The organism is Limnohabitans sp., from assembly GCF_017848645.1.
In the GTDB taxonomy this organism is placed as follows: domain Bacteria; phylum Pseudomonadota; class Gammaproteobacteria; order Burkholderiales; family Burkholderiaceae_C; genus Limnohabitans_A.
The window spans coordinates 45,008-58,209 of the sequence record NZ_JAFEIF010000051.1 but is presented as its reverse complement, the minus strand read 5'-3'; the positions used below and the strand labels follow the sequence as shown (position 1 = coordinate 58,209).

Here is a 13,202-nt window from a genome sequence, read left to right as displayed (position 1 = left end):
TTGGGTCTTTCAAGCAGTGTTCAAAGTTCGCGCAAGACCGCCCGCACGGGGCTGGCGTCGGCGCTCATGAGTTTGAGGGGCAGGGCGATCAGTTCGTAATCGCCTTCGGGAACCTCATCGAGCAGCAGGTTTTCCAGCACGCGCAAGCCGCGTTGGCGGATCACTTGGTGGCTGGGCAACGCTTTGCTGTCTGCTGGGTCGATGCTGGCGCTGTCGGTGCCGATCAACAGCACGCCCAGGTCGGCCAGGTGCTGCACGCAGGCGGGGTCAAAACCGGTGAGCTGGGTGTCGAACTGCGCAAGAGGAAATGCGCGGTAAGTGCGCACCAACACGCGCGCAGGCAGATCGGTCAGGGCATGCTTCAAGTGTGCGAGGGTGATCAAAGGACCTGCATCCAGCGCATGGATGACGCGGCAGCGGCCCAGAAAGGGCAGCAGGTCCAAAGCGCCCACCGCCTCGCCTTGCGGGTCGTAATGCAGCGGGGCATCGGCATGCGCGCCCACATGTGGCGACAGGGTGATGGCGCTCACGTTCACCGGGCAGGTGTCCGACAGCGTGGCAGCCCATTGCTGGCTGTAGGGCGTGTCGCCCGTAAAGACCGGGCTTTGCGCATCAACAGGCGGGGAAATATCCCAAAGTTTTTTCATGGTGAGCGAAGGTAGCACCGCCCCAAAAACCGTGGTGTCGGTTATTTCCAACACCCGGGAAAAAGACTTCAGACGTTCAGCGCAGGCAGGCCGTGGCGTCGCCGCGCTTGCTCGCAGGCGGGGCTGCCTTCTTCAAACTCACGGCAGGGCGATGGCCTCCATTCGTAGATGCCGCAAATCGCTTTTTCGCCGGTTTTGCCATAGAGCGCGGCGCAGCGTGGCGGGCTGTGGTCAGTGCCGCGCATGCGGCAGGTGTGCTCGGTGATCGGCGAAGCCAAGCCCGCAGGCACATCGCCGCCGCCTTCTTCGTATTCATACACGGAAAAATCCACCCGGAAGCTCACGCAGCAAGCGCCGCAGGTGGTGCAGGTGGACATGCTCAGGCTTGGACGCGGCCCAGCAGCAAAAACTCCATGAGCGCCTTTTGCACATGCATGCGGTTTTCGGCTTCGTCCCAGACCACCGATTGTGGGCCGTCGATGACTTCGGCACTGACTTCTTCGCCTCGGTGGGCAGGCAGGCAGTGCATGAACAGGGCGTCGGGCTTGGCCACTCGCATCATGGCTTCGTCCACGCACCAGTCGGCAAAGGCTTTCTTGCGGGCTTCGTTTTCGGCCTCAAAGCCCATGCTGGTCCACACGTCGGTGGTGACCAGGTCAGCGCCTCGGCAGGCGTCTTCGGGGTCTTTGAAGATTTTGTAGCTGTCGGCGCTGCGCAAACCGGCCACGGCCTGGTCCACCTCGTAGCCGCTGGGCGTGCTCAGGTGCACCGTGAAACCCAGCAATTCGGCCGCCTGCAGCCAGGTGTTGGCCATGTTGTTGCCGTCGCCCACCCAAGCCACCACTTTGCCCTTCAGGTAAGACGGGTCCGGTTGGCCTTGGGCGTCCAGGCCCCGGTGCTCCAGCAGGGTGAAGAGGTCGGCCAGAATTTGGCAGGGGTGGAACTCGTTGGTCAGGCCGTTGATGACGGGCACGCGCGAGTGCGAAGCAAAGCGCTCGATCTTGTCTTGGCCGTAGGTGCGGATCATGACGATGTCGGTCATGCGGCTGATCACGCGGGCGCTGTCTTCGATGGGCTCGGAGCGGCCCAGCTGGCTGTCGCCGGTGGTCAGGTGCACCACCGAGCCGCCCAGTTGGTACATGCCCGCCTCAAAGCTCACGCGGGTGCGGGTGCTGGCTTTTTCGAAAATCATGGCCAGCGTGCGGTCGGCCAGCGGGTGGTATTTTTCGTAAGCCTTGAACTTGCGCTTGATCTCGGCCGCGCGTGCAAACACATGTGCGTACTCGTCGGCCGTGAGGTCGGTGAACTGCAGGTAGTGCCGCACGGGCACGTGTGGGGACTGGCTCATGGCGTTTCTGCCAAAAAGGTGGTGATCAGGGGCACCAAAATGGCGACCACTTCGTCGGCTTCGGCCTCGGTCATGATGAGCGGTGGCACCAGGCGGATCACGCTGTCGGCGGTCACGCTCAGCAGCAGACCGGCTTCGGCAGCCCGTGTCCAAATGGCGCCGCAAGGGCGGTCCAGCTCGATGCCCAGCATCAGGCCCTGGCCACGCACTTCTTTCACGCCTTGCACGCCCGCCAAAGCCTTGTCCAGTGCACCGCGCAGATGTGCACCGACTTTGGCCGCGTTGGCCATCAGGCCGTCATTTTCCATGATGCGGATGGTCTCAACCCCGGCGCGCATGGCCAGCGGGTTGCCACCGAAAGTGGTGCCGTGGTTGCCGGGCTGGAAGATGTGGGCGGCCTTGGGGCCAGCCACCACCGCGCCAATCGGCACGCCCGAGCCCAGGCCTTTGGCCAGCGGCATCACGTCGGGCACGATGCCCGCCCACTGGTGGGCAAACCATTTGCCGGTGCGGCCCATGCCGCACTGCACCTCGTCGATCATCATCAGCCAGTCTTTTTGGTTGCACAGGGCGCGCACTTGCTGCAGGTATTCGATGCGCATCGGGTTGATGCCGCCTTCGCCCTGAATGGTTTCCATGAACACCGCCACCACATTGGGGTTGCCTTCGGTGGCTTTTTTCAGGGCTTCGATGTCGTTGACTGGCACACGCACAAAGCCTTCGAGCATGGGGCCAAAGCCTTTTTTCAGCTTCTCGTTGGCGGTGGCGCTCAGGGTGGCGATGCTGCGACCGTGAAAGGCTTTTTCGTAAACCACGATTTCGGGTTTGTCGATGCCCTTATCGTGGCCGTATTTGCGCGCCAGCTTGATGGCCGCCTCGTTGGCTTCCAGGCCCGTGCAGCAGAAAAACACGTTCGTCATGCCCGACAGCTCGACCAGCTTGGCCGCCAGCACTTCCGCGTTGGGCACATGGAAGTAGTTGCAGCTGTGGATCATCTTGGCCAGCTGGTCCTGCAGCGCGGGCACCAGATCGGGGTGGTTGTGGCCCAGGGTGTTCACCGCAATACCGGCCAGCGCGTCCAGGTAGGGCTTGCCATTGACGTCCCAGACTCGGCAACCCTGACCATGGCTGAGTGCGATCGGCAGTCGGCCATAGGTGTTCATGGTGTGCGGTGAGGCGGCTTCAATGAAAGCGGACATGCGAGAACTCCTGAAATAAAAATCGGCCCAACGATGAGGGCCGCTGAAACCAGATTTTAGAGGCAGAAAGGGCAGGGCCTGGCCAGTTCATTCCAGCCTTGTGCCAAGGGGTTTTGAGGAGGCCTCAAGTCTTATATAAGATACAATACTTGGGTAAACCCGTGGGTGGCGATCCCGCCCTGCGGGGCCAACCGATTCACACCTCTATCCGATGGTTTCCAACAACGCCAAAGAAGTTTTCATCCAGGGCATCACCCAGGACGGCAAGCCTTTCAGACCGAGCGACTGGGCCGAACGCCTGGCGGGCGTCATGAGCCCCTTTCGCCCCGGCGGCGCCACCCCTGGCAGCCACCTGAGTTACTCCCCTTGGTGCATTCCCACCACACTGGCTGGGGTCAAGTGCGTGATCGTGAACCACGAACTGCGCGATCACAATGTCATGGCCTGGGATTTCGTGATGAACTTTGCGCGTGACAATGGCTTGCAGGTGGCTGAAGCTTGTTTGTTGCCTGACCCTCCACCCCCAAAGTAAGAAGTAAGAACCAACCGCCCACGGGCGGTTTTTTTTTGATGTCAGCGAGGTTTGATTCGACAGGTGGCAATGAACCCCGCTGAGTTGGGGCCATCGCCGGGTGACGATTTTTAAGAGCGAAGCGAGTCATGAGGAGCCCGGCGATGGCATCAACTCAGCCTGCGCAAAGCTCCAAACAGTTCCATACCCAGTCTCTGCAAGTCCCAATGCAGCCTCGGCAAAGCGCCAACTCGGCCTTCGGCCATCCGACAAAAGGGCATGAAAAAACCGCCAAGGTTTGCACCAGGGCGGTTCAGTGTTCGCGGACAGCGCACCCGTTTCAAACGGCAGCGAGGACAAAACCTCGCCGGGCTGTTGATCTGGTGGAGCGGATCAGGCTGCGGCAAGAGCCAAAGTCTTCACTTTGGCGCTCAGGCGGCTCTTGTCACGAGCAGCCTTGTTCTTGTGGAAGATGCCCTTGTCGGCAATGATGTCCACCACGGTTTGCATCTTGGCAAACAACTCGGTGGCTTTGGTCTTGTCGCCAGCTGCAACGGCTTTTTCGACGTTCTTCACAGCTGTGCGGTATTTGGAGCGCAGCGAAGAGTTCGCGGCGTTGATTTTGACGTCTTGGCGGACGCGTTTACGGCCGGAAGCAAGACGGGGGTTTTTCTTTTTGGGTTTAGCGGATGCCATATATAAGTTCTTTCAGTGTCTGAGGATGATGTCCAGCGAACCCGTCATTCTAGCAGACACTGAAACGGCATCCGGCTCCCTTGGCAGATCGCCAAGGCAGGCCTGCGTCTGAATCCGTCCCGCGGCCATGGCATGGCCAGCCTTCGCGGAAGTGGCCGCTACACTCGCCCACTGTGAGCCTCCTCCGATCTGCTTCTGTTGTGTCCATTTTTACCCTGGCCTCCCGGGTCACGGGTTTGGTGCGCGAGCTGCTCATGGCTTCCATGTTCGGGGCCAGCGCCTTGACCGACGCCTTCAATGTGGCCTTTCGAATTCCCAACCTGTTTCGGCGGCTGTTTGCCGAAGGGGCCTTCAGCCAGGCTTTTGTGCCGGTGCTGGCGGCCACCCGTGCCCAGCATGGCGACGAGGCCACCAAGGAAGTGATTGACAGCGTGGCCACGGCTCTGGCCTGGTCGGTGCTGGCCTTGTCTGTTTTGGGTGTGCTGGCCTCGCCTTGGTTGGTGTGGGCGCTGGCCAGTGGCTTGCAGCAAGACGCCCGGGGTTACGGCGCGGCAGTGAACATGACGCGCTGGATGTTCCCCTACATCGCCTTCATGTCCTTGGTCGCCTTGTCGGCCGGTATTTTGAACACCTGGAAGCGTTTTGCCGTGCCCGCGGCGACGCCCGTGCTGCTGAATGTGAGCGTGATCGCAGCCACTTGGTTTTTATCGCCTTGGCTGGCCAAGCAAGGCGTGGAGGCCATCTATGCCTTGCCGGTGGGTGTGATGGTGGGCGGTGTCTTGCAGTTGGCGGTGCAGATTCCGGCCTTGGCCCGGCTGGGTTTGCTGCCCCGTTTGGGCCTGCGGCCCCGCGCCGTCAAAAAGGCCTGGACCAACCCTGCCACCTTGAACATCCTGCGCCTGATGGGCCCGGCTTTGCTGGGCGTGGGTGTGGCCCAAATTTCCCTGCTCATCAACACCCAGATCGCCTCTCACCTGGCGCCGGGCAGCGTCAGCTGGTTGACCTATGCCGACCGTTTGATGGAGTTCCCGACGGCCATTTTGGGTGTGGCGCTGGGCGTGGTGCTGATGCCGCAGCTGGCGGCGGCCAAAGCCACGGGCGACAGCGAGCGTTATGCCGCCATGCTCGACTGGGGCTTGCGTCTGGTGCTGCTGCTGGCCTTGCCTTGTGCGGCAGCTTTGCTGGTGTTTTCTCAGCCGCTGGTGTCGGTGCTTTACCACTATGGGGCCTTCACCGACCGCGATGTGCAGCAAACCACCTTGGCCCTGACTGGCTACGGCGTGGGCTTGCTGGGCCTGGTCGCCATCAAGGTGCTGGCCCCTGGCTACTACGCCAGCCAAGACATCCGAACCCCGGTGCGCATCGCGGTGGTGGTGCTGGTGCTGACCCAAATTTTCAACGTGCTGTTGGTGCCTTATCTGGCCCACGCCGGGCTGGCGTTGTCCATTGGTTTGGGGGCTTTGGTCAATGCTGTGTGGCTGCTGGTGGGTCTGTTGCGCAGGGGCAGTTACAAGCCACAACCCGGCTGGTGGCGTTTTGGTTTGCAGGTACTGTTGGCCACAAGCTTGTTGACAGGCTTGCTGTGGTTCGCGGCGAACCATTTGCCTTGGGTGGCCATGCGCCAAGAGGCTTGGCTGCGCATCGGCTGGATGGTGGCGGTTTTGGCGGGCTCGGCCTTGCTTTATTTTGGTGTGTTGTGGGCCACGGGTTTGCGGCTCAAGGCCTTCCTCAAGCGTTGAAGGATTTCTCATGGCGCTGACTTTTTCTGCCCCGACCCCTTTGGGCTACTTCGCCAGCCTGGTGCAAAGCGACGAGCACTTCCCTTTGCTGGAGGCGGCCGCCAGTTTGGCGCAGGACGAAGAGCCCAGCATCGACGTGCAGCAGGTGCTGGACGATGTGGAACGCTTGCTCAAACGGGTCACGGCGCGCATGCCCGACGAGGCCGATGACCTGACCCGCCTGGCCATCCTGACGCAGGTCTTCTACAAAGACCTGGGCTTTGGGGTGAACGCCAACGACTATTACGCGCCGGAAAACAGCTACCTCTTCGAGGTGCTGCGCACGCGCCGGGGCATCCCGATTTCGCTGGCGGTGATCTGGCTGGAGCTGGCCCGGGCGCTGGAGTTGAAGGCGCACGGCATTTCTTTCCCTGGCCATTTTTTGGTCAAAGTGGCACTCGAAGGGGGGCTGGTGGTGCTGGACCCGCTCACGGGCGAGTCTTTGGGCCTGGACAGTTTGTCCGAGCGCCTGAGTCCTTACCGTGACCCCGCAGACCAGAGCGCTGCGCCCGATCTCGACGATGGGGAGACCCCGTTGGGCTTGTACTTGCAAGCCTGCCCGCCCCGCGACATGCTGGCCCGCATGCTGCGCAACCTGAAAGAGATTTTCCGTTCCCAGGAAGACTGGCCGCGCATGCTGCAGGTGCTGGACAGGTTGGTGATTTTGCTGCCCGAGGTGTGGTCCGAGCGGCGCGACCGGGGCCTGGTGCATGCCGAGTTGGGGCATGTGCACGAAGCCTTGCAGGACCTGAGGCTGTACCTGGAGGCCGTGCCCGCAGGGCCCGACACCGTGGCCCTGCGCAACCGGGTGAGCGAGCTATCGGCGCTGTGATGGGGTGCTCAGGCAGGCTGCTTGAGGCGTTCTGCCTCAGGCTTGCTGCTTGAGGTCAGCTGATGGAGACTGAGGGCCTGAAAGATCAGGCCACCACCACCTGAGCCCCATCGCCTTGAGGTGCGATGCGGCCGATGGTGTAGACCGACTCGCCCAGCGCGCGCAAGCTTGCAGCGCAGCTTTCGGCCTCGCCCGCGTCCACCACCACCACCATGCCGATGCCGTTGTTGAAGGTGCGGTTCATCTCGATGTCGTCGATGCCCGCGGTGGCTTGCAACCAGGCAAACAGCTCGGTTTGCGGCCAGCTGCCTTTTTCCAGGTGAGCGGCCAAGCCGTCGGGCAGCACGCGGGGAATGTTTTCGAGCAAGCCGCCGCCCGTGATGTGGGCCAGTGCTTTGATGCCGGAGGCTTCTTGCGTGTTCGGGTGTTTGGCCAGTGCGGCCAGCACATTGAGGACATACAAGCGGGTGGGCTCCATCAGCGCTTGCTTGAAGGGTTTGCCGTCGAGCGTGGCGGGGGCGTTGCTACCCGCGCGCTCGATGCACTTGCGCACCAGACTGAAACCGTTGGAGTGCACGCCGCTCGAAGCCAGGCCCAGCACCACGTCCCCGGCTTTCACGTTCTGGCCGGTGAGGATTTTTGATTTTTCGACCGCACCGACCGCAAAACCGGCCAGGTCGTATTCGCCAGCGGGGTACATGCCGGGCATCTCGGCGGTTTCGCCGCCGATCAGGGCGCAGCCCGACAGCTCGCAGCCTTTGGCAATGCCGCCGACCACGGCTGCAGCCGTGTCCACATCGAGCTTGCCGCAAGCAAAGTAGTCGAGGAAAAACAGGGGTTCGGCGCCTTGGACCAACACGTCGTTCACGCTCATGGCCACCAGGTCGATGCCCACAGTGTCGTGCATGTTCCATTCAAAAGCGAGTTTGAGTTTGGTGCCCACGCCGTCGGTGCCGCTGACCAGCACGGGTTCCTTGTAGCGCTTGGGCACTTCAAACAGCGCGCCAAAACCGCCGATGCCGGCCAGCACGCCTTCGCGCATGGTTTTCTTGGCCAGGGGTTTGATGCGCTCGACCAGCGCGTCGCCCGCAACGATGTCGACGCCGGCGTCTTTGTAGGAAAGAGGGGTTTGAGTCATGGTTTTGGCCCGAATGGGGCGTGTGAACAGAAAGGAGGGCCAATAAACGGGCTGGCAGACTAAAATCAGGGCTTATTTTAAGGGTTAGCCCTGAGCGCTCGGGCCAGGCCCTGGCAAAACAAGACACCGCATGCAAGCCCCTCTTCCTTTTTTCATGACCCGACTGGCCGCCTGGCTGGGCGTGGCCTTGGCGGCCGTGCTGGTTTTCTGGCTGCTGGCCCCGGTGCTGGCGCCTTTTGTGATCGCGGCCGTGATGGCCTATGTGTTGCACCCCTTGGTGCTCAAGCTCGAGGGCGTGGCCGGGGGACGTTTGCCGCGCGCTTTGGCCGTGGTGTTGGTGGAGGCGCTGGCCTTGCTGGCCCTGCTGGGTTTGTTTTTGTTGCTGGTGCCGATTTTGGTGCGCGAATGGCCCTTGTTGCAGCAGCAATTGCCTTTGCTGCTTGATCGCCTGGGCGATGCCATCAACCCCTTGTTGGCCCAGTTGGGACTGAATGTCTCGCTGGATCTGGCCGACCTGAAACAACAACTGGTGACTTACCTGAGCGCCAACCGCGAGGATTGGTGGGCCCCACTCATGTCCTCGCTCAAGCTGGGCGGTAGCTTGGCGCTGGCCGTGGCAGGCTATGCGGTGCTGGTGCCCGTGGCCTTGTTTTACATGCTGTACGACTGGACGCGGCTGGTCAACAGCATGCTCGAGTTGGTGCCACCGGCCTGGCGCGGACGATTTGATGACTTCATGCGCGACTGCGACGAGGTGTTGGGTGAGTACCTGCGCGGACAAATGCTGGTGATGCTGGCGCTGGCTGTGTTTTATTCGCTGGGACTGAGTTTGTTCGGTCTGGACCTGGCGCTTCCCATTGGCGTGTTCACCGGGCTGGCAGTCTTTGTGCCTTATCTGGGCTTTGGCCTGGGTTTGGTGCTGGCGCTCTTGGCCGGTTTGTTGCAGTTGGCACCGTCGCAGGCCTTGCTCATGGTGGCCTTGGTCTACGGTCTGGGGCAGTTGATTGAGAGCTTTGTGCTCACGCCTCGCCTGGTGGGCGAGCGCATTGGCTTGCACCCGTTGGCCGTCATTTTGGCCTTGATGGCTTTTGGCCAAGTGCTGGGTTTCGTGGGCGTGTTGATCGCCTTGCCCGCCAGTGCGGTCTTGCTGGTGGGCTTGCGCCGCTTGCGGGCGCAATACCTGCAAAGCGATCTGTACCGCAAAAGCGGCTCGGGTGCGGTGGAACAAGGGCCCGATCAGGCATGAAGCAACTGGCTTTGGACATCGGCCTGGCCTCGACGCCCACGCTGGACAATTTTTTTGCAGGTCCCAACGCGGCCGCCTTGAGCCACCTGCGTTTGTGGACCGCCTCGGCCAGCCGCTCGCCCGTGCCCAGCTATCTGTGGGGCGAGAGCGGCTCGGGCAAAACCCATTTGTTGCATGCGGTGCACCATGCGCTGCAAGAGCAGGGCGCGCAGGTGGGCTGGCTGGACGCCCACAGCATGGACCCGCCTGAGTTTAACGACGATTGGGCCGCCGTGCTGATGGACGATGTGCACCTGTACAACGCCGAGCAGCAGCACACCGCCTTCAACTGGTTTGTCAACGCCTTGACCCCCCGCAGCGGCACACCGCGCTGGGTCCTGGCCGCAGGGGCTTTGCCCCCGGCCGATCTGAAGCTGCGCGACGATTTGCGCAGCCGCCTGGGCTGGGGCCACATCGACGCCCTGCAGGTGCTGGACGAGCCCGAGCGCCGCGCCGTGCTGCGCCAGGAGGCCGATGCCCGGGGCCTGTTTTTGAGCGACGAAGTCATGTCTTACATGCTCAAGCGCTTTTCGCGTGATTTGGGCAGCCTGATGCAGCTGCTCGACCACTTGGACCACTACGCCTTGCAAACGCAGCGCGCCCTGACCATTCCGCTGGTGCGCGCGATGCTGGAGAACGAATGAAACTCGCCCTGTTCGATTTGGACCACACCTTGCTGCCGCTGGACTCTGACCACACCTGGGGTGTGTTCACGACCGAAATGGGCTGGACCGATCCGGCGGTGTTCAGCCAGCGCAACGACGAGTTTTATGCCCATTACCAAGCGGGCACGCTGGACATTCATGACTATGTGCGCTTTGCCACCCGCGCCGCGCGCGAACGCGGCGCGGCCGAGGCGGCCCAGGCGCATGCCCGTTACATGGACGAAGTGATCCGTCCGCGCATCACGCCCGAGGCGCTGGCACTGGTACGATCGCACCAGCACGCGGGGGACACGGTCATGATCGTGACCGCCACCAACGAGTTTGTGACCCGCCCGATTGCCCAGGCCTTTGGTGTCAGCGAGTTGATCGCGGTCGACCTCGAACGCGATGCCAGCGGCTGGATCACCGGCGAGATTCGGGGCACCCCGTCGTTTCGCGAGGGTAAAGTCACGCGGGTCGCGCATTGGTTGGGCCAAAAAGGCCTGGACTGGAGCGATGTGGAGATGACGTTCTATTCGGACTCCATGAACGACTTGCCGCTTTTGGAAAAAGCCCACCATCCGGTGGCAACGAACCCTGACGCTCGGTTGCGTCAACTGGCCACAGAACGTGGCTGGCGCATCCTCGACCTCTTTCAAGAATGATCAAACAATTCATCGACAAGCTGATGGGCAAAACGCCCAAAAGCAGCAAGCCCCACTTTGGCCGCCGCACCGAGGTGCCCGCATCGGTGCACGGCATCGACCCGAGCCTGGTGGACGAGCGCGCCATCAACGTCACGCGCACCCTGCAGCAGGCCGGATTCGAGGCGTATGTGGTGGGTGGTGCGGTGCGCGACCTGTTGCTGGGCCTGCGCCCCAAGGATTTTGATGTGGCCACCAACGCCACGCCTGAGCAGGTCAAGGGCCTGTTTCGCCGCGCTTTCATCATCGGGCGGCGCTTTCGCATCGTGCACGTGGTGTACGGCCGGGGGCGCGACAACGAGGTGATTGAGGTCTCCACCTTCCGGGCGCACCTGGACAACGTGGCCGCAGAGCAGGTCAAAGGCAACGAGCGCACCAGCAAACGCCAGCTTGAAGGCATGCAGCACGCGGTCGACTCATCGGGCCGAGTGCTGCGTGACAACGTCTGGGGCCCTCAAGACGAAGACGCCACGCGCCGCGACTTCACCGTGAACGCCATGTATTACGACCCCGAGTCGCAAATCGTGGTGGACTACCACGGCGGCATTCAGGATGCGAAAAAGCGCGTGCTGCGCATGATTGGTGATCCGGTGGCGCGCTACCGTGAAGACCCGGTGCGCATCATCCGCGCCGTGCGCTTTGCGGCCAAGCTTAGCCCGCTGGGCTTCAAGCTCGAAGCCAAAACCGCCAAACCCCTGACGCAGTCGGCCACTCTGCTGGCCGATGTGCCGCAAAGCCGCTTGTTTGACGAGATGCTCAAGCTGCTGCAGACCGGGCACGCCTTGGCTTCGATTGCGCAGCTGAAAAATCTGGGCTTGGCCACCGGCATTTACCCCTTGCTGGATGTGGTGGTGGAGCGGGCCGACAGCGCTTTTGTGCAAGTGGCCTTGTCCGACACCGACCGCCGCGTGGGTGAGGGCAAGCCCGTGGCCCCCAGTTTCTTGTTGGCCTGTGTGTTGTGGGCCGATGTGCGCGAAGGCTGGGCCAAACGCCTGGCGCGCAAGGAGCACCCGCACCCGGCTTTGCAAGACGCGATCGACGAGGTGTTTGACGCCCGCATTGGCGATGTGTCCGGGCGCGGCAAGCTCGCTGCCGACATGCGCGAGATCTGGATGATGCAGCCGCGCTTTGAAAAGCGGGTGGGCAGCACGCCGTTTGGCCTGGTTGAGCAGCCGCGCTTTCGCGCAGGCTTTGACTTTTTGCGCCTGCGCGCCGACATCGCCGAAGTCGATGAACGCCTGGCCGATTGGTGGCAAGAGTTCAGCATGGCCAGCGATTCAGAGCGCGAAGACCTGGTGCAGGCCGCCAAGGCCGAGCAGCAGGCCTCGCAAGCGGCCAAGCCGCGCGTGCGCCGCGCACCCCGCCCCGAAGGCGCGCCCGCGCCAGCCGAGAGCCGCCCTGCAGCGGAGGCTGAAGGCAGCGACGAGGGTGCGGCCAAAAAACGCCGCCGCCGTCGCCGCAAGCCCGGTGCTGCAGGCGATCAAGCGGGCGACGGCGGCAGCGCCGCTTGAATCTGTGAGCTGAACAGCAAGGGGTGATTTTGCGAGACCCTGTCACCGCTTATGTGGCCTTGGGTGCCAATTTGGGCGATGCCCGTGCGGCTGTGATGCAGGCCTTTGAGGCACTGGCCAGTTGGCCCGGGATTGAAGTCACAGGCCGCTCCGCGCTTTACCGCACTGCGCCCCACGAAGCCCAGGGGCCCGACTTCATCAACGCAGTGGCCCGCATCGACACGCGGTTGACCGCCCCCGATGTGCTGGATGCTTTGCAAGCCATCGAACACCAGGCGGGCCGTTTGCGCCCCTACGTGAATGCACCCCGCAGCCTGGACCTGGACCTGCTGTTTTTTGGGGATGCCTGCATGCACAGCCCCCGCCTGACGCTGCCCCACCCGCGCTGGCGCGAAAGGGCTTTTGTGCTGGTCCCCTTGGCCGATGTGTGGCCGCAGCGTGTGGCCATGGAAGACATGGCCCGTGTGGCCGGCCAGGCCATTGAGCGTGTGTCGGAGGCTTGAACATGACTTCTCTCATCAACTTGCCCATATCCCTGCAGACCATCTTGCTCTTGCTGGCCAGCAACGTGTTCATGACCTTTGCTTGGTATGGCCACCTGCGCAACATGGCCACAGCCCCTTGGTACGCCGCGGCCTTGGTGAGCTGGGGCATTGCCTTGTTCGAATACATGTTCCAGGTGCCGGCCAACCGCATTGGTTACACGCAATTCAGCGTGGCGCAGCTCAAGATCATGCAAGAGGTCATCACCTTGAGTGTTTTTGTACCTTTTGCTTGTTTTTACCTCAAAGAGCCTTTCAAACTGGACTACCTTTGGGCCGCTTTGTGCATGGTGGGTGCGGTTTATTTCATTTTCAGAAGTCCCTGAGTCGCTGGTGCTCAATTCCTGTATTTGGTAGGGTTAAACTC

15 protein-coding genes are annotated in these 13,202 nt (G+C 62.2%); 9 read left to right on the top strand and 6 right to left on the bottom strand.

From position 1 onward, the window contains the following. Positions 1–20: 20 nt before the first annotated feature. The 4 genes from kynB to QZ190_RS11945 all read right to left on the bottom strand — a co-directional run bounded on the left by kynB (position 21) and on the right by QZ190_RS11945 (position 3,194). Entirely contained in the window at positions 21–647 is a 627-nt protein-coding gene (kynB, locus tag QZ190_RS11960) for an arylformamidase (RefSeq protein WP_291916572.1), read from the bottom strand. Positions 648–715: 68 nt separating this feature from the next. Then, positions 716–1,024: a YkgJ family cysteine cluster protein gene (locus tag QZ190_RS11955; RefSeq protein WP_291916570.1), complete on the bottom strand. Its 309-nt coding sequence runs from the start codon at positions 1,022–1,024 to the stop codon at positions 716–718. Positions 1,025–1,026: 2 nt separating this feature from the next. After that, positions 1,027–1,995 (bottom strand): ornithine carbamoyltransferase, encoded by a 969-nt coding sequence (argF, locus tag QZ190_RS11950; RefSeq protein WP_291916567.1) that lies wholly within the window; start codon positions 1,993–1,995, stop codon positions 1,027–1,029. Further along, complete coding sequence (locus QZ190_RS11945) at positions 1,992–3,194, bottom strand: aspartate aminotransferase family protein (protein ID WP_291916565.1); 1,203 nt, start codon at positions 3,192–3,194, stop codon at positions 1,992–1,994. The genes argF and QZ190_RS11945 overlap by 4 nt, the downstream gene beginning before the upstream one ends. A gap of 211 nt (positions 3,195–3,405) precedes the next feature. On the opposite strand from QZ190_RS11945, the gene QZ190_RS11940 reads away from it, so the two are divergent. After that, complete coding sequence (locus QZ190_RS11940; protein ID WP_291916564.1) at positions 3,406–3,726, top strand: DUF3579 domain-containing protein; 321 nt, start codon at positions 3,406–3,408, stop codon at positions 3,724–3,726. Between the two features lie 372 nt (positions 3,727–4,098). Here QZ190_RS11940 and rpsT read toward each other — a convergent pair whose 3' ends face one another. Then, positions 4,099–4,401 carry a 30S ribosomal protein S20 gene (gene rpsT / locus QZ190_RS11935; RefSeq protein ID WP_019430397.1) on the bottom strand — a complete coding sequence of 101 codons (303 nt, stop codon included), beginning with the start codon at positions 4,399–4,401 and terminating at the stop codon, positions 4,099–4,101. A gap of 173 nt (positions 4,402–4,574) precedes the next feature. Between rpsT and murJ the strand changes: the two genes are divergently transcribed. Next, positions 4,575–6,140 carry a murein biosynthesis integral membrane protein MurJ gene (gene murJ / locus QZ190_RS11930; protein WP_291916561.1) on the top strand — a complete coding sequence of 522 codons (1,566 nt, stop codon included), beginning with the start codon at positions 4,575–4,577 and terminating at the stop codon, positions 6,138–6,140. Between the two features lie 10 nt (positions 6,141–6,150). Next, on the top strand, positions 6,151–7,011 hold the full coding sequence (locus tag QZ190_RS11925) for a tetratricopeptide repeat protein (protein WP_291916559.1): 861 nt from the start codon (positions 6,151–6,153) through the stop codon (positions 7,009–7,011). Between the two features lie 85 nt (positions 7,012–7,096). Here the strand turns inward: QZ190_RS11925 and purM are convergent, their stop codons facing one another. Beyond that, positions 7,097–8,149: a phosphoribosylformylglycinamidine cyclo-ligase gene (gene purM, locus QZ190_RS11920; RefSeq protein WP_291916557.1), complete on the bottom strand. Its 1,053-nt coding sequence runs from the start codon at positions 8,147–8,149 to the stop codon at positions 7,097–7,099. Positions 8,150–8,279: 130 nt separating this feature from the next. Here purM and QZ190_RS11915 point away from each other — a divergent pair, with 130 nt between their 5' ends. The 6 genes from QZ190_RS11915 to QZ190_RS11890 are packed head-to-tail and all read left to right on the top strand — an operon-like array spanning position 8,280 to position 13,161. After that, positions 8,280–9,395 carry an AI-2E family transporter gene (locus QZ190_RS11915; protein ID WP_291916555.1) on the top strand — a complete coding sequence of 372 codons (1,116 nt, stop codon included), beginning with the start codon at positions 8,280–8,282 and terminating at the stop codon, positions 9,393–9,395. After that, positions 9,392–10,078: a DnaA regulatory inactivator Hda gene (gene hda, locus QZ190_RS11910; protein WP_291916553.1), complete on the top strand. Its 687-nt coding sequence runs from the start codon at positions 9,392–9,394 to the stop codon at positions 10,076–10,078. The genes QZ190_RS11915 and hda overlap by 4 nt, the downstream gene beginning before the upstream one ends. Then, a complete protein-coding gene (locus QZ190_RS11905) occupies positions 10,075–10,743 on the top strand; it encodes an HAD family phosphatase (RefSeq protein WP_291916551.1) in 669 nt (222 codons plus the stop codon). Before hda ends, QZ190_RS11905 begins: the two co-directional genes overlap by 4 nt. Beyond that, entirely contained in the window at positions 10,740–12,293 is a 1,554-nt protein-coding gene (gene pcnB, locus QZ190_RS11900; RefSeq protein WP_291916548.1) for a polynucleotide adenylyltransferase PcnB, read from the top strand. The genes QZ190_RS11905 and pcnB overlap by 4 nt, the downstream gene beginning before the upstream one ends. 29 nt (positions 12,294–12,322) lie before the next feature. Next, entirely contained in the window at positions 12,323–12,796 is a 474-nt protein-coding gene (folK, locus tag QZ190_RS11895) for a 2-amino-4-hydroxy-6-hydroxymethyldihydropteridine diphosphokinase (RefSeq protein ID WP_291916618.1), read from the top strand. Between the two features lie 2 nt (positions 12,797–12,798). Next, a complete protein-coding gene (locus QZ190_RS11890; protein WP_291916547.1) occupies positions 12,799–13,161 on the top strand; it encodes a DMT family protein in 363 nt (120 codons plus the stop codon). Positions 13,162–13,202: the final 41 nt, after the last annotated feature.

Coding starts and splice junctions, on each gene's coding strand:
- QZ190_RS11890 (WP_291916547.1), top strand. CDS start 12,799: ATGACTTCTCTCATCAACTTGCCCATATCCCTGCAGACCATCTTGCTC.
- kynB (WP_291916572.1), bottom strand. CDS start 647: ATGAAAAAACTTTGGGATATTTCCCCGCCTGTTGATGCGCAAAGCCCG.
- rpsT (WP_019430397.1), bottom strand. CDS start 4,401: ATGGCATCCGCTAAACCCAAAAAGAAAAACCCCCGTCTTGCTTCCGGC.
- QZ190_RS11925 (WP_291916559.1), top strand. CDS start 6,151: ATGGCGCTGACTTTTTCTGCCCCGACCCCTTTGGGCTACTTCGCCAGC.
- QZ190_RS11940 (WP_291916564.1), top strand. CDS start 3,406: ATGGTTTCCAACAACGCCAAAGAAGTTTTCATCCAGGGCATCACCCAG.
- argF (WP_291916567.1), bottom strand. CDS start 1,995: ATGAGCCAGTCCCCACACGTGCCCGTGCGGCACTACCTGCAGTTCACC.
- QZ190_RS11915 (WP_291916555.1), top strand. CDS start 8,280: ATGCAAGCCCCTCTTCCTTTTTTCATGACCCGACTGGCCGCCTGGCTG.
- pcnB (WP_291916548.1), top strand. CDS start 10,740: ATGATCAAACAATTCATCGACAAGCTGATGGGCAAAACGCCCAAAAGC.
- purM (WP_291916557.1), bottom strand. CDS start 8,149: ATGACTCAAACCCCTCTTTCCTACAAAGACGCCGGCGTCGACATCGTT.
- hda (WP_291916553.1), top strand. CDS start 9,392: ATGAAGCAACTGGCTTTGGACATCGGCCTGGCCTCGACGCCCACGCTG.
- QZ190_RS11905 (WP_291916551.1), top strand. CDS start 10,075: ATGAAACTCGCCCTGTTCGATTTGGACCACACCTTGCTGCCGCTGGAC.
- QZ190_RS11945 (WP_291916565.1), bottom strand. CDS start 3,194: ATGTCCGCTTTCATTGAAGCCGCCTCACCGCACACCATGAACACCTAT.
- QZ190_RS11955 (WP_291916570.1), bottom strand. CDS start 1,024: ATGTCCACCTGCACCACCTGCGGCGCTTGCTGCGTGAGCTTCCGGGTG.